Genomic DNA, 21,623 nt, shown 5'->3' with positions numbered 1-21,623 from the left:
TTTTTGGGAGTTTAAACGTTAAATATTCATTTAATTACATCATATTTCAGGGTTTTTGGACAAATATGTCCGTGTTTTTTTTTCTTCCGAAAATTTCCCTTTAGAATTCAAGTTAAATTATGTTAAAATCCCAAAAGATCGGCCTCTAAACAAATTTTAAAAGAAGTATAATTTGTCCAAGATGATAAGCATCGTGTTGAAGAATCCCGTGGATGTGTTTGTAGTAATCTTGTCTATTAGGTTCATACATCTTATGAAGGTCCTGCTCTGTGACACTTTCCAGAAAGGATTTCCAATCGCTTTGATTATTTTTAAGTTCTTCTAATGTAGCTTGCCAAGCTTCCAAAGAGGTATCTACCACTTCTTGAATATAATTATGCTGGGGGGTCTCTAGAACGTTGTCTTGCACGCGCTTCAATACGTTTTCTCTCCACCGAATCATATGATGCACGATCTCCCATATCGTGTTGCAGTTTTCCAACGGCCGGGCAGCAGCCTTAGAAGCAGTGATTGTGCGTAAATTGGACATTATATTCACCCCTAACCACGGCGTTCCAGCATATAAGTCCTCAAATAATCCGTACATACGCTCCCCTTCAGTTGATCGTACCATAAGTTTTAATTTTAGTTTACAATTGCTACTATCCAATTCAAGGCAATATGCCAGGTGAAACGATCAATTTGTAACACAATCGTTAAATCAACTATGCATCACTCACAGTCCCAACGAAAGTTAGCTACCTTGTATCCCAAGGTAGGTTTGTAATTATAGTGCCACCACTCAGAGGTGATCGCACCAAAACCATAGGCCTCCATCCCAGATTTGAGGAGTTTTCTATTCTCCAGTACCTCTTTGGGTAAATCCTGATAGGCATGCCGCGCTTTTCTACCAAAAAAATCAAAAGTAGTTCCCATGTCGAGTTGATCCCCATCTAAGGTCGTCAATGTGATGTCTACGGCACCTCCTTTATTGTGTATCGATCCTTTTGCAGGATTTGCCACATAGGTAGGATTTGGCACAATGGCCCACATTTTCTTTTGCACATCGTGGGGCCTGTAACAATCAAAGAATTTAATTCGATAACCTTGTTCCATAAAAGCCTTATTGGCCTTAATAAGCGCTTTGGCTGTAATAGCGCGAACATAACACTCTCCACAATCATACACCTGAGCTTCTAAAAAATTATTCTTGGTCGCATATCGCATGTCATAGATAAAATCATCACTGTAATCCGCTAATCGAACAAAAGTCGTATCAGCGAGTGAGTTTAATTCTGGAACTCGTTTTTTCTCGATCGTTTCAATGGTTTCAACAGTATCCTGTACAACTAAAGTATCCATAACGATAGCCGCCGGTATACTAGATTGTTTTGGTACGGTCTGCTGACAACTATAGAAAAGACAAACGATACTAAATAAAAAAATTGACTTCATGTGAAATGATGTTTTTCAAATGTAGCTAAAAATTTATGATCCATAAAAAGCCTTTGTAAACAGATTAAAAATTCATCGTCTCTAATTTTAAACATCCCATAATATAGAGCCGGCATTTTAAATTATCCATAAAAATACGTGAAATACGTAGATAAGTTTAGTTTCTTTATAATTTATATACGTATTATTACTTATATTTGACATGTATAAAACATCGGATTATGAAAAAGCTTATTGTTATCGGAAATGGAATGGTCGGATATAAGTTCTGTGAAAAACTAGTAAACTCCAATGGCAGTAATGAATTTGACATCACTGTTTTTGGAGAAGAACCAAGACCAGCATATGACAGAGTTCATTTAAGCGAATACATGAGTAACAAATCCGCTGAACAACTATTATTGGCCCCAGCCAATTGGTATAAAGACAACCATATTAAACTACATACCTCATCGTTAGTTTCACGGGTTGACACAAAAAATAAACAAATAACCACTTATAAAAACCAAGTCTTTCCATATGATTATCTGGTCTTCGCAACAGGATCCTCAGCCTTTATTCCCCCTATAAATGGACTAGAAAAAAAAGGTGTCTTTGTATATAGAACACTCGAAGACTTAGATGCCATAAAGTCCTATGCTAACCAGCTTAAAATACAAGGAAAACAGGACGCAGTAATTCTAGGAGGCGGATTACTCGGCTTAGAGGCTGCCAATGCCTCTAAAGCGCTGGGGTTAAAGACACATGTTGTGGAATTTGCCCCTCGGCTAATGCCACGGCAATTGGACGGTCCAGCCAGTGATTTATTAGTGCGTAAAATCCAAGACCTTGGCATCGAGGTTCATTTGGAAAAATCTACCAAAACCATTTTAGGTAATACTGCCATTGAAGGCTTAGCCTTTAGCGATGCAACGCAATTAAAAACTGATATGTTAATTATCTCCGCGGGGATACGGCCAAGAGATGAACTAGCTAAAGCCGCTGGTATTACTGTAGGTGAACGTGGAGGGATACTGGTCAATGAAAAAATGCAGACCTCCGAAAAGGATGTATATGCCATTGGTGAAGTGGCCCTTTACAATCAATCTATATATGGATTAGTAGCACCAGGATACGATATGGCCAAAGTAGCGGTGGCTCAACTCTTGCAAGATCATCAAACGGTTATGGACCCCAAAATAGACCTATCTACCCAATTAAAACTCATTGGTACTGAAGTGGGAAGTTTTGGAGATCCTTTTATAAGTGATCAGAACGTGTCCGTAATCACGTATGAAAACAAATTCAAAGGCATTTACAAACGAATCAACGTCAGTAAAGATGGCCAAAAATTATATGGTGGGATCTTAGTTGGAGATACCTCAGATTACAATAGTCTATTTCAACTATACAATAATAACATGAGGCTTCCAGAAAATCCAGAAGACCTCATCCTAGGATCTAGGGGATCCAGTACTGGAGCGTCCGGGAATATTCTAGGACTCCCCGATACCGCACAGATTTGTTCCTGTGAGAGCGTTAACAAAGGACAGATATGTGGATTGATAGAAGATGGTAGCTGCAATAGTCTCTCTGAGGTCATCGACAAGACCAAGGCCACCACTGGGTGTGGTGGATGTAAACCTATGGTCCGTGAATTAGTAGAAGTCACCTTAAGATCCCTTGGAAAACAGGTCAAACAGGAGATTTGCGAACACTTTGGCTACAATAGACAAGAACTCTATGATTTGATTAAAATCAACAAAGTCACCAGTTTTGATCAGGCCTTAGAACTCTTTGGCAATGGAAACGGATGTGAAACTTGCAAACCACTTTTGGCTTCCCTTTTTTCAAGTATTTATATGGAAACTGCCAACAAACAAGTGGAAATCCAAGATTCTAATGATCGCTTTTTAGCGAATATTCAAAGAAATGGCACCTATTCAATTGTCCCTCGTGTCCCAGGTGGTGAAATCACTCCAGAGAAATTAATTTCTCTGGGAGAGGTCGCTCAAAAATTTAACCTCTACACCAAGATAACTGGGGGACAACGCATCGATATGTTCGGAGCTCAACTACATGAGTTACCTCTAATTTGGAAAGAACTAATCGAGGCTGGATTTGAAAGTGGACACGCCTATGGCAAATCATTGCGCACCGTTAAAAGTTGTGTAGGTTCTACCTGGTGCAGATTTGGTATGCACGAAAGCGTGTCCTTTGCCATTGAAATTGAAAACCGCTATAAAGGACTGAGGTCTCCACATAAACTCAAAGGTGGTGTATCGGGCTGTATACGAGAATGTGCTGAGGCTCGGGGGAAGGATTTTGGACTTATAGCAGTGGAAGGAGGATGGAATCTCTATGTATGCGGTAATGGTGGTGCAAATCCCAAACATGCCATATTACTTGCTGAACAACTCGATGAAAAAACCTGTATAAAGTATCTAGATCGCTTTTTGATGTACTATATACGAACGGCATCACCGCTGATGCGAACGGCAGCCTGGCTTGAAAAACTTGACGGAGGAATCGACTATCTTAAAAGCGTGATCATAGAAGATTCTTTAGGCATAGCCACGGAATTAGAAAATGAAATGATGACCCTAATTAACCATTACCAATGCGAATGGAAACAAGCCATTGAAGATCCTCAAATGGTCAAGCGATTCAAACACTTTGTCAACTCAGATCAGGTTGATGACACCATAAACTTTGTGCCACTAAGGGATCAGAAGATGCCTAGAGCATGGCGTTGATAGAAATTCAATAGCAAGTTGGGAAATTATAAACCATTATATAAAAACACTATGAAACAACTACTTCAACAATACGACACTGTACCACAACATAAAGTTATCCATTGGTTTAAAGCGGGACTTACTTCAGATTTTCCCGTAAATTCTGGCGCATGTGTAAAATACAAATCAAAACAAATAGCCGTTTATAACTTTAAAAAAGGTAATCAGTGGTATGCTTGTCAAAATCTCTGCCCTCATAAAATGGAAATGGTACTCTCCAGAGGAATGATTGGAGATCTCCGTGGTATCCCAAAAGTAGCCTGCCCGTTACATAAAAAAACTTTTTCACTAGAAAACGGAGAAAGTTTATGTGGAGACCACCTTAAATTAGCCACCTATCCTGTAAAAATTGAAAACGAAAATGTGTATATTGGCTTTGTAGATTAACGTAAAAAGAAAAATGGATCAAGATAGATTTCAACAAGCCATCCTGAAAATCGACCAACTTAACCAACTAGACCCAAATAAGGAATACTTTAAAGGAAAAGAGTATCCCAAAGAATTAGTTTATGCCATGCGTATGAGTGATACCCTTGAGCAATTTCAACCACAGGCCAAGGAAAGTCTAAAAATCGCAGCAAGAGCACAGCATATTGGCCGTTGGAAGATTGATCGCCACGCGTACCCTATGGATCGTGCGGGATACCTCAAGTGGCGAACAGATCTGAAAAAAATGCATGCGGAACTCACAAGATCCATTTTACAAAAGGTGGGCTACTCTGAAGAATTCACCCAGGAGGTTAGTGATTTAATTCAAAAAAAACAGCTCAAAAAAAACGAGGATGCCCAGACCTTACAGGATGTGGTTTGTTTAGTGTTTCTGAACTACTACTTTGCCGAGTTCTCAGAAAAACACACCGAGGAAAAGCTCATCAGTATTCTTCAAAAAACTTGGGCTAAAATGTCTGAAGGAGGACGAAAAGCAGCCTTGGAATTAAATTTAAACCCAACTTCTCGTACCTTAATCGAGAAAGCCATACAATAATAATTAAATTAAGATGGGTGCGAAACAAACGCTAGATCGCATAATACATAAGAGATTACAAAGACTTTTTATCATCACCCTTATATGTCTTAGCGTATGTTATTTAACAAGCTTGCTATATATCTACCTTCAGGTAAAAAATTTGGAGAACAATGCTACCTATCTCGCTTTCGGTGATAAACACCCCACCCTCAATCTTATCGAAAGACCCAAATCACCAAATGAACACTTAGCTCAGAATTTGGATCAAATGGCTATCGAAAGGCTAAATACCTCCATTACCAAATGGCAATCCAGCCTTAACGCTCTAAAACAACAAATTCAAAAAGCGCAAAGTGAAAAAAAAACGGCATCTATCCTAGGGCCATTTTTTGAAAACTATTTCAAAGCAGGTGAAACCACCATCAATCAAATTAAAGCATTAAAGTTTCATCCTGATATACAATCTCAAATTATCGAAGTTTACAAAATTGAAAACAATTATCTTGAACAGGTAAATAATTGGAACGGTTATAATAAGGACCGTATTGATCAAATCTCAAAAAGCCTAAAAGCACAATTGATCCTTTTCTGCTTTTTAGGCGCTCTACTTATTATTATAGCCTATTTTCTTGCCTTAAAACCCAGTGCAGGATACATCAACCAAGTGGTGAAGAAGCTATTAACCTTAAACGAACAAGCCCAAGAGAAAGCTCGAAATGCTGATAAACTAAGCCAGGAGAAAGAGCAATCGGTCAAAGCACTACAGACACTAAATACGGTAATGGAGCAAAGTTTACTCTTTGCCAGAATAGACCCTCAAGGGTATATCATCAGCGCAGGAAGTAAGTTTTCAAAATTTTTCAATTACCAACCCAATGAAGAGGTTCAGTTTTCTTCTTTGATCACTAGTGAAGAAAAAGACCAAGAATACATAAACAGCGTAATACAAACCCACAAAAATACTGGTTGGCAAGGTGAGATAAAAGGGAGTGACCCTCTAGGCGAACCGCGTTGGTTTGAAGTCTCCATTAACCCATACCACAATGAAGATAATAACGAAACCCTACTAGTAATTTGTTTTGACATCACCGAGCGAAAAAAAGCCCAAAATCAAATTAGCAAACTCACCAAAGATCACTTTGAATCAGAGATGGACCGGCAGAAAGAACTCTCATCAAAAATTATAGAGAGTCAAGAAAAGGAGCAAAATAGGATTGCCAAAGATATCCACGATGGCATTGGTCAAATGTTAACTGGATTAAAATTTACCATAGAAAGCATTGACACGAGTAACATAGAGCGTACAAATAAGAAAATAGACCAATTAAAAACCTTGAGTGCTGACATCATCAAAGGGGTACGAACTGCTACTTTTAATTTATCCCCTCCAGAACTAGTCGACTATGGTGTTGCTGCCTCGCTTTCAAAGCTAAGCCAGGAACTCTCCAATTTTACAACCAAAGAAATCAGTACCATAAACGAAACCAACTTTAATTTAAGACTTGAACCTTTAGTTGAAATCAATATCTACAGAATTGTTCAAGAGGCCGTCAACAACGCTATTAAATATGCCGAATCCTCTCAGATCATAATCACCATATCCCATAACCCCAATATACTAAGTATCGTCATTGATGACAACGGAAAAGGCTTTGATATAGATGCGGTAAGTGCTCAGCAAGACCATGGTGGAATGGGACTAACCTTTATGAGAGAACGCATCGCATATATAAACGGTCGCATGTTTATCTCCTCGAGCAAAAAAGTAGGAACACGTATCACGCTAAACATTCCTCTTGCATCAGATTTAAATTAAAATACGTATTTTTTCCTACTTTTGTACTTAGAATCAACTATGATGGAAAAAATTAAGTTAATACTTGTGGACGATCATCCCTTGGTGATCACGGGAATACAAGCAATGCTAGAAAATTCTACGGAATTTGAAATTATCGGTGAAGCATATGATGGTACCCAGGCCCTATCGCTGGTTAAGCATCTAACTCCAGATGTATTAGTTTTAGATATTCGAATGCCAAAATTATCTGGAATAGAAGTTGTTAAGGAGTTAAAATCAATAGGATCTCCCATCAAGACCTTATTGCTTTCGATGCACGATTCTGAGGAGTATGTATTGAGTGCTATTAAGGCCGGTGCCGATGGTTACCTTCTAAAAGGGGCAACTAAAGCAGAAATCATCAAAGCATTTCGAATCATTGCAAATGGCGGTAAGTACTTCACTGGAGAGGTATCTGCTAGTATTATCAATAATTTCACCTCTGAAAAACCCAAACTACCCAAGAACGATTTCAACCTCACCAAAAGAGAAGTACAAATCTTGAACCTTGTATTAGAAGGCTTGAGCAATCAGGAAATAGCTGATAGCTTGAATATCAGCAAACGAACCGCCGAGGTACACCGTTTTAATCTTATGAAAAAAATGGATGTTAAAAACCCCATGGAACTCGCCAACAAAGCCCGTGAATATCAAATAGGATAAACTCTTGAAAACATCGCATTGAGAATTTGCGAATTTCAAGCACTCCATTTTCTTAGAAATTCATTTTATATACACCGTTTTTCTAATCTAATAATTCTTTCTAAATAATCGCTTTTCGCTTCAATAAATTAAGTATTTGTACTTAATTTTAATCAAACAGTGTGAAGTTCTCAGCACGAAACATGTAACTATATGTTGCTAATCATCGCTGTAAGCCATTCACAAAATACGTTTTTATAAACAGCGTAATATCGTCAAAATCAGTAGGGTAAAACTAAGGATATCAAAATTCTACTACCCAAATTTTTAGACATTGACAATTCTTGAAACTACAATTTGTAGTGTAAAATTATTTATTGAAATTAGTAAAAAATCATGCAGATGAGAGGGAAAGAAACAGCGAAAACAACGTGTTCTTATTGTGGCGTTGGATGTGGGATGATCGTCACAAAGGACGGCCAAGGAAAGGTAGCGGTTAAAGGGGATCCCGATCATGAAGTAAATAAAGGAATGTTGTGTTCCAAAGGGATGAATCTACACTATGTGGCCAATGACTACTCCGATAGAATCCACTATCCTGAAATGCGTTGGAGTAAAGCCCACCCGAGAGAGCGTGTCAGCTGGGATGACGCCCTAAAGAGAGCTGCCGCAGTCTTTTCTTCCATCATAAAAAAACATGGTCCAGATAGCGTTGGTTTTTACATCTCTGGCCAGTGTTTAACCGAGGAGTATTACATTGCCAATAAACTCACCAAAGGCTTCCTAGGAACCAATAATATAGATACCAATTCAAGACTCTGCATGAGCTCAACTGTGGTGGGTTACAAAAACACTTTTGGCCAGGATGTGGTCCCTTTATCGTATAAGGATATTGAGCTTGCTGATTGCTTTTTACTAGCCGGAGCTAACCCTGCCTGGTGCCACCCCATTCTATTTAGGAGAATTGAAAAACATAAAGAAAAACATCCTGATGTTAAAATTATCGTGGTGGATCCCAGAAAAACCGACACGGCCAATTTTGCAGATTTGCATCTTCAACTTATTCCTGGAACAGACATTGTGTTGTATAATGCCATCGGGAGACGGTTACTAGAACGGGGGTTAATTGATTACGAATTCATAAAAAATCACACAGACAATTATCAGAAATATAGAGCGCAGATTCTATCCTTAAGTATAAAACAAGCAGCTAAGATTTGTGGTGTTTCTGAGAAGGATATAAAAATGGCAGCAGATATGATCGGATTATCCGACAAATTCATAAGCATGTGGGCTATGGGATTAAATCAAAGTGTGATTGGAACAGACAAAAATGTAGCACTTATCAATCTTTCTCTTATCACAGGTCAAGTCGGTAAACCTGGGGCTGGTCCGTTTTCACTCACTGGACAGCCCAACGCCATGGGTGGACGAGAGGTTGGTGGGATGGCGAGTCTATTAGCCGTTCACAAGGATTTAAACAACCCTACCCACCGAAAGGAAGTCGCTGACTTTTGGGGTGTTAATAAGATTTCACCCAAACCCGGCCTTTCTGCCACTGAAATGTTTGATGCACTGGAAAAAGGAGATTTAAAGGCTATTTGGATCATTGGAACCAATCCCCTGGTGAGTATGCCCAACTCAAGAAGAGTTGAAAAGGCTTTATCCAATGCCAAATTCGTAGTGGTACAAGATATTTCTCATAAATCTGACACCACAAAGTATGCGGACTTACTTTTACCAGCTTCCGCCTGGTTAGAAAAGGAAGGAACCATGACCAATTCCGAGAGAAGAATCAGCTATTTACCAAAAGTACTCCAAGGACCAAAGCAGGCGAGAGCGGATGTTGAGATCCTCTGCGATTTCGCGAATTATATGGGGTTTAGAGGGTTTAATTATCAATCGAGTGAAGAAATTTACAGGGAATATTGCCAAATGACAAAGGACACCCATATCGATATTTCTGGACTTAATTACCAAAGGTTAAAAAGCCAGGGTAGCATGCAGTGGCCAGTTCCCACGCCAACACATCCTGGTACACCAAGGTTATTTGAAGATCGCAAATTTTTCACCCCCAACCTAAAAGCAAAATTCAATGTCCCTTATAGTGTAAACAACGCATCTATCGGCACCAGTGTCGACTACCCCTTAATTCTAACCACAGGTCGCATTCGAGACCAATGGCACACCATGACTAAAACAGGGAAAGTGGCACGATTACAAACCCATTATCCCCATCCTAGAATTGAAATCAATCCAGTCGATGCCTATATCCATCACATTTCTAACGGAGATATTTGTGAGGTAAAAAGTAAAAATGGAAGTATTCGTTTAAAAGCAAAAGTAACCGATTCGGTTCGCGAAAGCGTTTTATTTGCACCCATGCATTGGGGGAGAATTCTACAGAGCGACCTTGGAAGAGCAAATAACTTAACCAATACCATCGTCGATCCGCAATCCAAAGAACCTGATTTTAAATTCACTGCAGTTTCCATTTCTAAATACATAAAACCAATTGAAAAAATCGTGATTATCGGAGCTGGAGCCGCTGCTTTTAGGTTTATTCAAAATTACAGAGACCAAAATACCACCGATTCCATTGAGGTGTTTTCCCATGAAGCCAACCCTTTTTACAATCGTGTATTACTACCAGAATACATCAGCGAAGAATTATCATGGCAGCAGCTTGAGAAAATAAAAAAAGACCAACTCGATAAACTCAAAATCACGCTGCATCACAGCAGCCAAATAACTTCCATAGATCGGGAGAATAAAACTATTATCGATAATAGCAAAAGGAAATATTCTTATGACAAGCTCATATTAGCCACAGGTAGCAGTCCTTTCGTGCCATCGAATGCGCAACTTGAACTTCCTGGAAGATTTACCATTAGAACCAAAACTGATGCTGATCGCTTTAAAGCACACCTAAACAGGCTGCAGGTCCCAACACCACAAAAGCATGTAGTGGTCGTAGGAGGAGGTTTGTTAGGCTTGGAAATGGCTGCCGCCTTAAAACCTAAAGGGCTTCGAGTCACTATTATACAGCGATCTTCCCGCCTTATGGAGCGTCAATTGGATAAAACCTCTAGCACACTACTGTCTATGGATGTACAAGATAAAGGAATTCAAATTTATTTTGACAATGAGGTGAGCACCGTCTTTAATCATGATGAAAAGCAAGAATTATCCATTACCCTTAAAAGCGGAAAAGCCATCGTCGCACATGCTATAGTATACGCCATAGGAACGATTCCCAATATAGACCTGGCTAAAAAAATAAAATTGGATTGTGGTAGAGGGGTTAAAGTGAATGAGCATTTACAAACCTCTGACCCCACTATATTTGCCATTGGAGAAATTGCCCAATTTGACAATCGACTATTTGGTATAACAGCTGCCGCGGAACAACAGGCCGATATTCTGGCCAACTATTTTGCTGGTGACATTAGCAGCATATATAAGGGTTCAGCGCCGATGAATATTCTAAAGTTCAACGATCTCGATCTTTGTAGCATAGGAGAACTCAAAGTACCCGAAAATGACCCCTCTTATGAAGAAATTATTTTTTCTGATTTTAAAAAACGTTATTACAAAAAATGCATCGTAAAAGATGATCATTTAATTGGTGCTATTCTAATGGGAGATAAAAATGAATTTGCACAGTTCAAAGAAATGATTTCAAATCGTATTGAATTAGCCGATAAAAGAAACCAATTACTTAGATCAACAGCAAAGGCTAAACAGGTCAAAGGCTCACTGGTATGTTCCTGTGCCCAGGTAGGAATAGGCAATCTTCAGGAAGCTATGCAAGCAGGAGTACTAGATTTTAATGCATTGTGTCAACAGACTGGAGCTGGACTAGGTTGTGGAAGTTGCAAAACAGAAATAAGAGAACTGCTTAAAAACCAAACCGATTTAATTTAATTCATATGGAAAAGGACTATTACCGATTGCTCATAAAAGGAGGCGTGCTCAGCCCTGGGGAACTAAAAATGATCCTAGTAACACTTTTGGACAAAGGAGTGGGACATATTAGTTTTGGTTCAAGGCAAGATATTTTATTTACAACTGAAACACCTGTAAACAATTGGAGCTTTACTAAGGACATAAGTTGTGTAGATAGCATTCATAAGGATAAAGAAAATATAGTTTGCTCCTATCTATCCACCGATATTCTAACTACTACTCCATGGCTCACCAGTGATCGTTATCTATATCTCCTGGAACTGTTCAAATCTCATCCGAAGGTTAAAATAAACATTGTCGATCCCTTGCAACGTTTAGTCCCTTTGTTTACAGGACATCTTAATTTTATAGCCTCCAAGTGGGAAGATTATTGGTATCTCTATATTCAAATGCCAAACTGGGGATCGCTGCAGCTTTATCCCGCCTTAATTTATAGTTGGGACATGGCGACTGTTTCTAAAAGTATTGAAAATCTGTTGATGGAGGAGCTAGAATCCGTAGACTTACTCTTTGAACTTATAAATGACAGTACAGATACGAATAACAGAACTATCGACAGTCCCTTAAACATCCCTTTTCATCCTTTTCCTTATTACGAGGGCATGAACAAAATGGGTACAGATAAATACTGGTTAGGTTTGTATTGGCGCAATAACCAATACAACCTCCCTTTTTTGATTGATTTATGTGAACTCTGCGCAGTGTCTAAAGTAGGAAAAATATGTATTACCCCGTGGAAGTCTTTTATCATTAAAGGTATTCCAGCAGATGCCAAATTAGCGTGGGAGAGATGCTTAGGGAAGCATGGTATTAATGTGAGGCACTCTCAATTAGAACTCAACTGGCATCTTCCCGTCGGAGATCAAGCGGCACTTAAGTTAAAAAATTACATTGTTTCAAAATTAGATAGTTATGATATTAGCACCTATGGTCTTACCATAGGAATTACCCAGCAGCACAACAACGCTTTTCATTTTACCTCTATTGTTATACAATGTAATCCACCGACTCCTAGTAAGACCAAGCTCAGAAGTACCTATAACGTAAGTTATGCGAAAAACTTCGACCCAAATACCAGAGTTTATAAAACCTATGCTCTTCATGTGGATCGCTTGGCATTGCCTGGATTACTGATGGAGCTGAGTAAAGAATATTTTAATCAGCTCGGTCAATCCACGGAAGGAATTGACAAATCGTTAAATACTAAAAGTATCAAGCCCATCGCTATAAAAGAAAAACAGGTCTATCAGTGTAGGGACTGCCTTACTGTATACGATCAAATGTATGGAGATGCCAGCCAAAATATTCAACACAATATACCCTTTGAACAATTGCCAGAGGATTATCATTGCTGCTTATGTGAGGCTCCAAAATCAAATTTCATCCCCATAATACAAACGGTAAGCCCTACAAACGAATCCCTGTGATATGTTCATTGGTTTAATGCTGAGTTTGCCCTCTTAAAATTTTAAAGACATGTAATACATGAGGAAAAACAGCTTGCATGGATTCCCGAGCACCATTGGTAGATCCGGGAAGGGCCATTACTAAACAATTTCCAATAGTACCCACCAAACTCCTGGAGAGCATTGCATAAGGTACGCGCCGTTGACCATAAGATCTTATTGCTTCCTCAATTCCTGGAATTCTTCTCTGTATAAGTGGCTCAAGAGCCTCCGGTGTAACATCTCTAAATGACAATCCCGTTCCGCCAGTGAAAATTAACAAATGATGCTCCTTTGAAAGGTCCAATGCACTTTGAGAAATTATGTCCTTTTCATCTGGGATTACTCCGTAGTGATTGACCGTTATCTGATAATTTTCCAATTCTGCTATAATAGCCTTCCCAGCAGCATCCGACTTGGATCCATCAGAAATACTATCAGAACAAACCACCACAGCTGCGGTGAGTCCTCTAGGGTACATTCGTTTGTCGGTTATATAGGGATTTTTACTTTTTACAATTTTCGGGGCGCCCATGTTAAGCTGACCCTTTGAACCAACCAATTGCTTAAGAGATACCCCTGCAACAGCAATACCATACAAGGCTTGGGTATCAATACTTGTTTTGTGTACCGCTTTTAAATGAAGTTGATAAATCAGCGTATTTTCCATGCGCTCTTGGGAGAGTTCAATAGCGTCAAATGACACAAGATGAACCCCAGGTAGAGTGGTTGATGCATTTTTAACAGCCAATTCAACCGCAATTTGAATGGCAGAAAAAGTAGCATCATCATAACCCTCCCAGGCCATTTCATCCATCTGAATTTCAATCTGCGCAATGGCTAGACAATTTGCTGTAATATGGTGTCCAATATCCTTCATAAAGCTTCTAGAATTTCCGTTTAGCTATTGACTTTCCACTGATGCGTTTGGTCTTCGAATATCTCTTTTCCAAAAATGGGAACTTCAGCCTTGATGCGATTAACGATGTACTCCGTTGCCTTGTATACGCCTTTTCGATGCGCTGAGGAGACAAAAACAAAAAAACAGATCTCACCTACCTCTACCCTTCCTAAACTATGATAGATGTGCATACATGTCAGATCAAATTTCTCAAAGGCTTCTTCCCGAATTTCATAAAGCTTTTCATCGGCCATCGCCTGGTAGGAAGTATACTCTATGGCAGCCACAGTTTTATTCGCTTTATGATCGGCCCTAATTTGGCCTAAAAATATATTATGTGCCCCAATGCTGTGCTTGGATTGGTGTTTTGCTATAGATTCCGCTATAAACTCCGCAGGTATAGCTCCTTGAATAAATACGTTTTTTTTCTTGCGCTCCATAGTGCTTTTTTTTCCTTTTGGTAAAATTACTGAACTATCTCCACATATTGAACTTCATCTCCCATTTCAACAACTTTAATATCCTCTGGAATATAAATAAGCACATTGGCCTGTATTAAACTCTGTAATAAGGACGAACTTTGATTGGAAAAAGCTTTAAGATGTCCATTTTCACATGCCCCTCTTAAAAACAAAGCCTTATCAGAATTATTTACAATTCTGTGATCGGATATCCCTTTTTTAAAATTTGGTGTCTTTTTTCCAAAAAATCGTCTAAGAGCAGGTAATACATAAACCTGAAAATTTATAAAACAAGCAGCTGGATTTCCAGGAAGTCCAAAAATCACCGTATCGTTTTTTAATCCAAAATAAATAGGCTTCCCGGGCTTTTGATTGATTTTATAGAACACTTCTTTTACCTTATTCTTATGAAAAGCATCCCGCATTAGATCATAATCTCCCACAGAAATACCCCCGGTGGCTATAATAAAATCACAATGTTCAAGTAGCTTTGCCACTATGGCCACACATTGTTGAGGATCATCCTTAACATAATGCAAGGATACCTCTTTCACTCCAAGGCGTTTAAGAAATAACTTTAAAATATAAGAGTTGCTATCGTATGTCTTAGCCTCCTGCCAAGGATCTTCAGGTTGCAATAATTCATTGCCGCTAATTAAAATGGCTATACTTGGTTTTTTGTAAACATTTATTTTATCCACCCCCAATCCAGCCAAGAAAGAAAGTGCAGCGGTATTGAGTTCTACGCCTTTTGAAAGCACAACATCACCACGTTTGATCTGCTCCCCTTGTGCCTTTATATTTGTTTTTTCCTGAAGACTAACTACCCTGATGTGAGTGGTTAAATCTTCCACGTGTTCTTTCATTATGACCCTATCTGCATCCACAGGAACACGAGCTCCTGTAAAAATCCGAACAGCCTCACCTTTGTGCAATGAAATTTCCTGGTTAGATCCCGCCTGAATTTCACCTTTAATAAGGAATTGTTTCTTATCCCAAAAACGCACGGCAAACCCATCCATGGCAGATTGCCTAAAGGGAGGCAAATCAATCTTGGAGACAACATCCTGAGCCAATACATAACCCAGTGCATCCGATATATTTATCTCTACGACTGTATTGGATGTAATCGATCTTTGGATAAGAGATAATGCCTCAGGGACAGCAATCATGCAATTTTCTTTAGTCAAACAAATTTAAAGAATTAATAACCTGGATCAGTGGAGTTGGAGATAAACCTACTGCTCAATCCAACTTATGATACGCTGATCCGTTGGCAAAGTTTTAGGATCGATTACCTTGTCTAGGTGACCATTTTCGTCGATGAGGTATTTTTGAAAATTCCAGGAGACCTCAGAACTTTCCACACCGTTTTGCTCCTTTTGAGTAAGAAAAGCATACAACGGGTGTATATCATCCCCTTTCACGGAAATTTTACTCATCATAGGAAAACTAACTCCATAGTTCATTTGGCAAAATTCCGCAATTTCTTCATTGGTTCCTGGCTCTTGATTTGCAAAATTATTGGCAGGAAATCCAATGATCACAAAGTTTTGATTCTTATACGTGTTGTATAAACTTTCTAATTGCTCATACTGAGGTGTCAACCCACATTTACTAGCGGTATTTACGATCATCACCTTTTTACCTTTCAAATCGCTTAATGCAAAATCCGCTCCAGTGATGTCTTTGACGGTAAACTGATAAATCGAGGTATTCTCCATTTCTTGAACATTTTGGCCGCTTACACTAGCGCAACACCATAGTAAGCATATGACTATTAAATTTCTCACTCCTTTTAGTATTTAAAAACAAGGTACAAAACTTTAAAGAAAAATGCCCCTTAAAAACGTACTAAATTAAAGTCCTATAGCCTTGAGGTAGCAGCAGCGAGAATTTCACGCACTGTTACTTTTAAAGATTCTGGCTCTATGATAGTTGCATAATCTGAGAACATTAAATACCAACGTACAAAATCATTTTCAACCCTAGAGCACATAAAGGTCAACTCCATCTCATCTCCCATTGGAACTTGCTTCGTTAAGCCGTAGTAGTTTGTACTGCTTGTCATATAACGGGCTACTTTTTTATCAACCCTCAGCACGATCTTAGTACAATCCTCCTTCGGCCTTTCTGGCCGATAATCCTCCAGTGGTCCATGTTCTAGTAAGTAAGGCAATGAGGTCCTCTTTATCTGTTTCATTCGATCTGTTCTAAACTGCCGATAATCCTTTCGAAGATGGCAATATGCCATAAGATACCAGTAATTATTTTCATGAAATAATCCCACTGGTTCAATATACCGCTCACTAGAATTATCCGCCTCGAAGGCTTTATAGGTCAAAAACAATTGTGTTCTTTCCGCAATACTCTCAAAGATAACTTCTAAACCGTTAGGGATATCTTTATTAAACAATTCACGCGATGGGTTGATCCTTACTTTAGATTCAATGGCGTCAATCCAATCCCGTTCCCCACCCCGCAGAACAGATTTGATTTTATACATCGCAGATTTAAAGTATGCACCAAGCGTATCATCGGTAAACTGCTCCATTAATTTTTCAGCGGCTACAAAACTACCGGCCTCTTCTTTAGTAAACATAATGGGCGGTAACCGGTAACCATCCATAATACTATATCCTACTCCCGCCTCACTGACTATGGGTACTCCTGAGGATTCTAAGGTACGAATATCCCTATAAATTGTTCGTAAGCTAACTTGAAATCGATCCGCTAAGTCTTGAGCTCGAACAATTTTTTTAGACTGTAATTGAATGTGGATGGATACGATTCTATCAAATCGTTTAACAGTTTCATTACTCATAACTGATTGGCCTATATGCCAAAGATATAACATCCATTGAAAGTATCGTTCTTTAAAGGACATCGGTCTTAGTTAAAAAGATGATCATTGTAAGGTCTCAAGGGAGCATTAGTGCAAGCCAGCTTTTGACCGAGGCGGATCCTCTGTTCTTTGAGGTAGGTATTGCAATTGACCACCTTGATAAAAAAATAATAGTATGGCTCATTATTCTCTATCCAAAGATTCCAAATAGGAATTAGTTGGATAAAACTATTTTGGACCTGATGGTTGATAAAATTGGAAATCGCCAGAGAATTTTCATGCAAAAACTCCATGAGCTCCGATAAAATAGGAGTCTTATTCGTTGGTTCTTCTCCGAATTTGTCTTTATCATCAATCTTGATCACATCAAGGTTAAACACCGGAATTTCACAGCGATGACTCAAGGTTAATTCCGTTGCCATAAAACTTGAGGTAGCCTTTATTTTTTGAAGTTGTGAGAACTTGGTCCTCATCCAATCGATTAGCGTGATATTGGCCCAATACACATAATGGAAATAGGATCTCATTACTGTTGGTAATGACTCACTTGTTAACGCTAAGGTTATTCTTTCATTCATAATACCTTGATTTTAAATTATTCACAAATAAACTACCGCCTTATGACAACCCAATGTCATCATAACTAAAACTTTTTAATTTTTTTTACCACTACTGACAAGCCCTTGTCATAGCCCCCTCTTACTTTTGAAAAAGAAAATAAAATCACAGAAATCTATTTATTATGGAAAATTCAAAAACACAGACCCAATCAGCAACAGTTTTCACTTCAGAACAACTCTTAAATCACTGGCAATCGCATCGCGGGTTAACTCGAAGAACGATCGAAGTATTCCCTGAGGAGGAATTCTTTAACCATTCTATTGGGGGCATGCGCCCTTATGCCAAATTGATCCAAGAAATGTTAGCCATCGCAGGGCCAGGAATCAAAGAGATTGTGGATGGTAAAACTGCCGAATTTAAAGAACACGATTATGAAAATAAAAAAGAAAATTATTTAAAGGCATGGGATGAAACCACCGAGATCTTAAATGAGTACTTCCCAAAAATCAAATTAGAGGATTTTCATAAACCTGTTAAAACCTTTGGTCAATATGAAGGTACGGTTATATCATCCATTTTCTATTTCATAGATAATGAAATCCACCACAGAGGCCAAGGGTATGTATACCTAAGAAGTCTAAATATTGAGCCACCTTTTTTCTGGGAGCATTAATTTTTGCAGAAAATGAGTGTACACATTTTCAAGACTACCGTCATCAATCAATCACAAGTCAAATTGTTAAAAGTTGAACTAGACATTTTGACGCTTAAAAACGAACAATGGAATTTTGATCTGGAGGATTGCGATAACATCCTCCGGGTTAAAACCCAGGATCCCGTTAAATTCACTAAAGTGTTAGAGATGAAAGGGTTTCATTTCCAGGAACTTTAATTAAGTGAATACTTTTTCAAAGAAGGAGGGCTAATCAAGTTACTCTAATGCTAGCCTCTTACATGGATACTTCATTAGAATATTATTCGAACAAGCTTTATCGCATTGAATTCCATTTATCAAAACCAAAATTTCAATTAATTTCCATTTCAAATTACAGCAATCTATTTTGGCTCTTGCTATAGAGTTAGCAGATAATGAAAATCTTTACATGCCCTTTGGCTTACTATTTCTAAAAAGGTAATACAGTAAGGTATATTTGTACCTATCTCTTCATTTGTTGTGAGTTGCTTTTAGAATACTATCTTAATAGATAGTTCGCAGCATTACGATTAGACTGTGGATGAGGTCTTAAACTTCGCTATTAAATCAGTCAGATTAAGTCTATCTTGCATTCCAGAGGCCATATCTTTTAAAGTGTATATTCCCTCCTTCATCTCAGATTCTCCAGCAAGTACAACAAATGGAATACCCCTTTTATTAGCGTAGTTCATTTGTTTTTTCATCTTCGCATCATCAGGATACAATTCTGCTTTAACGCCATTTTCCCTTAATGATGTAACAGCTTTAAGTCCATATAAGGCTTCGTTTTGGCCAAAGTTCAAGAATAGCACTTCGGTTGTAGTGGTAACAGATGGCGGAAATAAACCAAGTTCTTCCAAGACTAAGTAGATTCGATCCAAACCAAATGAAATACCAACACCACTTACATTTTTAAGACCAAATATACCCGTTAGATCATCATAACGACCACCTCCCCCGATAGAGCCAATCTTTACGGTATCTGGTGCCGCAACCTCAATGATGGCCCCGGTGTAATAGTTAAGCCCTCTAGCTAAGGTTACATCTAAATCTAAATTTGAAATCTTAAGGCCTAAATCTTCAATATTAGTTAGAATGAAACGTAGTTCTTCCACCCCTTTAAGTCCTTCCTGAGAAGCGGTCAACATTGATGCTAAGCTTTCTAATTTTAAAGTATTGCTACCGGTAAAGCTAAATAAAGGCTGAAGTTTCTCAATCGCAGATTCCGTAATCCCTTTATCGAGCATTTCCTTTTTCACACCAACTTCACCAATCTTATCCAACTTATCTAAAGCCACTGTAAAATCTATGAGCTTGTCCTTGGCGCCAATGACCTCAGCTATACCTGAAAGGATTTTTCGGTTATTTAATTTAATGGTCACCCCTTCTACCCCAAGACTACTAAACACATTATCATAGAGCTGTATAAACTCAACTTCCTGCCATAAGGAAGTTGAACCAACAACATCCGCATCGCATTGGTAAAACTCTCGAAAACGTCCCTTTTGAGGTCGATCTGCTCTCCAAACTGGCTGCACTTGGTATCGCTTAAAAGGAAGTTCAATTTCGTTTTGGTGCATGACCACATAACGTGCAAATGGAACCGTCAAATCATAACGCAGCGCTTTTTCTGAAATTTTTGCCGTTAAGGCATTGGCATCCTTTTTGGCATAAAGATCATCCCCTACTTTAGATAAATAATCCCCAGAGTTAAGAATTTTGAAAATCAAACGATCTCCTTCATCCCCATATTTCCCCATCAAGGTCTCTGAGTTTTCAAAGCTAGGAGTTTCAATAGGCATGAAACCAAAAACCTCAAAATGAGATTTTATGGTACTTATAATATAATTTCTTTTACTGACTTCTTCTGGTCCAAAGTCCCTTGTTCCTTTTGCTATGCTTGGTTTTTGTGCCATTAATATGTTGTGTTTGGAGATTTACACTAAATAATACCTTTGCTACTAAAAGTATTCTAAATTATTACGTTTAAAACTTCTTTGGTACTTATCCCTATTCGATAATATCGTCAAAAAAACGGAATAATTCCCCTTTGGTGATGATCGCACCCTTTTCTATAAGCTCAAATCTATCCTTTAACTTATCATCTGAATAAGCTTTAACCGCAGTCATAATCTCTACATTATCCCCCATGAAATTCTGCTTAAACCATCCAAACCCATGTTTGGTTCTCAAGTCAATTCCCGGTTGAGATACACGAACAGCGATCAACTTCATTTCCTTTTCCGTAAGGTGAAATAAATGCATTCCTGTGTCAAAAATATTTTCAAGGTACGCTATTTTGGACAACACTCCTTCCCAGATCAAATCACTAAAGATATCTATTTCCTCCTCAGCAACCGCTGGATTATTTTCTTTAATATCATTCCACTCTTGTGCAGTTATAGACTGCGTGGCCAAAAAGTTTATAAACTCTTGGTGCATTTCCTCTAGCTGCTCTTTAGTTAACCTTCTGTACTTCACTTGAACTCCTTATTTTATCGATGTGTAAAAATAAAAAGGAGGCTGCAAAAAATTAAATTTTTATACAACCTCCTTTATGATGAAATAATTACTTCTTCTTAAGCCTCAGCTACTACTTCAAATGGGAAGTTAACAATTACTTCTCTATGAAGTCTAATAGTAGCCTCATAAGGACCAGCAACTTTTACGTTACCTCCTAAGATGCTTATATATTTCTTCTCAATGGCTATTTTAGACTCTTTTTGAATCGCTTCAGCTAGATCAGCGTTTGTTACAGAACCAAAAAGTTTGTTCCCAACACCAGCTTTAGCGATAATTTTAATCTCTAAACCTTTAAGTTGATCTGCAATAACTTGAGCGTCATCAACGATTTTCTTCTCTTTAAAGGCTCTTTGCTTCAAGTTCTCAGCCAATACTTTTTTAGCAGAAGTGGTAGCTAAAATAGCGTATCCTTTAGGGATCAAATAGTTTCTACCGTAACCATTTTTAACGGTTACCACATCATCTTTAAAACCTAAGTTTTCGACGTCGTTCTTTAATATTAATTCCATGGTTACCTTCCTTTTATTTTAATAAATCTGCTACGTATGGCATAAGTGCTAAGTGACG

At 38.3% G+C, this 21,623-nt stretch carries 20 protein-coding genes; 9 read left to right on the top strand and 11 right to left on the bottom strand.

The window, feature by feature from the left end; all coding sequences use genetic code 11:
• Positions 1–145 precede the first annotated feature (145 nt).
• Positions 146–613, bottom strand: a complete 468-nt coding sequence (locus VKY50_RS04015; protein WP_324299104.1) for a DinB family protein — start codon at positions 611–613, stop codon at positions 146–148.
• Between the two features lie 98 nt (positions 614–711).
• The gene (locus VKY50_RS04010; protein ID WP_324299102.1) at positions 712–1,434 is read right to left on the bottom strand and encodes a M15 family metallopeptidase; all 723 of its coding nucleotides are present in this window, start codon (positions 1,432–1,434) and stop codon (positions 712–714) included.
• A gap of 221 nt (positions 1,435–1,655) precedes the next feature.
• Here VKY50_RS04010 and nirB point away from each other — a divergent pair, with 221 nt between their 5' ends.
• From nirB to VKY50_RS03975, 7 genes are all read left to right on the top strand, one after another.
• Positions 1,656–4,169 carry a nitrite reductase large subunit NirB gene (gene nirB / locus VKY50_RS04005; protein ID WP_324299100.1) on the top strand — a complete coding sequence of 838 codons (2,514 nt, stop codon included), beginning with the start codon at positions 1,656–1,658 and terminating at the stop codon, positions 4,167–4,169.
• A gap of 51 nt (positions 4,170–4,220) precedes the next feature.
• Positions 4,221–4,598 (top strand): nitrite reductase small subunit NirD, encoded by a 378-nt coding sequence (nirD, locus tag VKY50_RS04000; RefSeq protein ID WP_324299098.1) that lies wholly within the window; start codon positions 4,221–4,223, stop codon positions 4,596–4,598.
• A gap of 13 nt (positions 4,599–4,611) precedes the next feature.
• A complete protein-coding gene (locus VKY50_RS03995) occupies positions 4,612–5,196 on the top strand; it encodes a DUF4202 domain-containing protein (protein WP_324299096.1) in 585 nt (194 codons plus the stop codon).
• Positions 5,197–5,308: 112 nt separating this feature from the next.
• A complete protein-coding gene (locus VKY50_RS03990) occupies positions 5,309–6,994 on the top strand; it encodes a PAS domain-containing sensor histidine kinase (RefSeq protein ID WP_324299094.1) in 1,686 nt (561 codons plus the stop codon).
• A 39-nt stretch (positions 6,995–7,033) separates the two neighbouring features.
• Entirely contained in the window at positions 7,034–7,678 is a 645-nt protein-coding gene (locus VKY50_RS03985) for a response regulator transcription factor (protein ID WP_324299092.1), read from the top strand.
• Between the two features lie 381 nt (positions 7,679–8,059).
• The gene (locus VKY50_RS03980; RefSeq protein WP_414652286.1) at positions 8,060–11,584 is read left to right on the top strand and encodes a molybdopterin-dependent oxidoreductase; all 3,525 of its coding nucleotides are present in this window, start codon (positions 8,060–8,062) and stop codon (positions 11,582–11,584) included.
• 5 nt (positions 11,585–11,589) lie between these two features.
• Complete coding sequence (locus VKY50_RS03975) at positions 11,590–13,053, top strand: rubredoxin (protein ID WP_324299088.1); 1,464 nt, start codon at positions 11,590–11,592, stop codon at positions 13,051–13,053.
• Positions 13,054–13,066: 13 nt separating this feature from the next.
• On the opposite strand, the gene VKY50_RS03970 is transcribed toward VKY50_RS03975, so the two are convergent.
• The 6 genes from VKY50_RS03970 to VKY50_RS03945 form a co-directional block, all read right to left on the bottom strand.
• Entirely contained in the window at positions 13,067–13,951 is an 885-nt protein-coding gene (locus tag VKY50_RS03970) for a molybdenum cofactor synthesis domain-containing protein (RefSeq protein ID WP_324299085.1), read from the bottom strand.
• Between the two features lie 20 nt (positions 13,952–13,971).
• Positions 13,972–14,412 (bottom strand): molybdenum cofactor biosynthesis protein MoaE, encoded by a 441-nt coding sequence (locus VKY50_RS03965; RefSeq protein ID WP_324299083.1) that lies wholly within the window; start codon positions 14,410–14,412, stop codon positions 13,972–13,974.
• A 26-nt stretch (positions 14,413–14,438) separates the two neighbouring features.
• Positions 14,439–15,605, bottom strand: a complete 1,167-nt coding sequence (locus tag VKY50_RS03960; protein WP_324299081.1) for a molybdopterin molybdotransferase MoeA — start codon at positions 15,603–15,605, stop codon at positions 14,439–14,441.
• A 66-nt stretch (positions 15,606–15,671) separates the two neighbouring features.
• Positions 15,672–16,226, bottom strand: a complete 555-nt coding sequence (locus VKY50_RS03955; RefSeq protein WP_414652283.1) for a glutathione peroxidase — start codon at positions 16,224–16,226, stop codon at positions 15,672–15,674.
• Positions 16,227–16,300: 74 nt separating this feature from the next.
• Positions 16,301–17,320, bottom strand: coding sequence for a helix-turn-helix transcriptional regulator (locus VKY50_RS03950; RefSeq protein WP_475404862.1), 1,020 nt, complete (start codon positions 17,318–17,320; stop codon positions 16,301–16,303).
• A gap of 5 nt (positions 17,321–17,325) precedes the next feature.
• On the bottom strand, positions 17,326–17,856 hold the full coding sequence (locus VKY50_RS03945; protein ID WP_324299079.1) for a hypothetical protein: 531 nt from the start codon (positions 17,854–17,856) through the stop codon (positions 17,326–17,328).
• Positions 17,857–18,020: 164 nt separating this feature from the next.
• Between VKY50_RS03945 and VKY50_RS03940 the strand changes: the two genes are divergently transcribed.
• Complete coding sequence (locus VKY50_RS03940; protein WP_324299077.1) at positions 18,021–18,512, top strand: DinB family protein; 492 nt, start codon at positions 18,021–18,023, stop codon at positions 18,510–18,512.
• A 12-nt stretch (positions 18,513–18,524) separates the two neighbouring features.
• Positions 18,525–18,731 (top strand): hypothetical protein, encoded by a 207-nt coding sequence (locus VKY50_RS03935; protein WP_324299075.1) that lies wholly within the window; start codon positions 18,525–18,527, stop codon positions 18,729–18,731.
• A 332-nt stretch (positions 18,732–19,063) separates the two neighbouring features.
• Here VKY50_RS03935 and hisS read toward each other — a convergent pair whose 3' ends face one another.
• The 3 genes from hisS to rplI form a co-directional block, all read right to left on the bottom strand.
• Positions 19,064–20,449, bottom strand: coding sequence for a histidine--tRNA ligase (hisS, locus tag VKY50_RS03930; protein ID WP_324299073.1), 1,386 nt, complete (start codon positions 20,447–20,449; stop codon positions 19,064–19,066).
• Between the two features lie 94 nt (positions 20,450–20,543).
• On the bottom strand, positions 20,544–21,014 hold the full coding sequence (locus VKY50_RS03925) for a DUF6495 family protein (RefSeq protein WP_324299071.1): 471 nt from the start codon (positions 21,012–21,014) through the stop codon (positions 20,544–20,546).
• Between the two features lie 98 nt (positions 21,015–21,112).
• A complete protein-coding gene (gene rplI / locus VKY50_RS03920; protein ID WP_324299069.1) occupies positions 21,113–21,565 on the bottom strand; it encodes a 50S ribosomal protein L9 in 453 nt (150 codons plus the stop codon).
• Between the last annotated feature and the right edge of the window lie 58 nt (positions 21,566–21,623).

It is taken from the genome of Galbibacter sp., assembly GCF_035306585.1.
Lineage (GTDB): Bacteria > Bacteroidota > Bacteroidia > Flavobacteriales > Flavobacteriaceae > Galbibacter.
The sequence above is the reverse complement of the archived record's forward strand: the minus strand, read 5'-3'. Positions and strand labels throughout refer to the sequence as shown.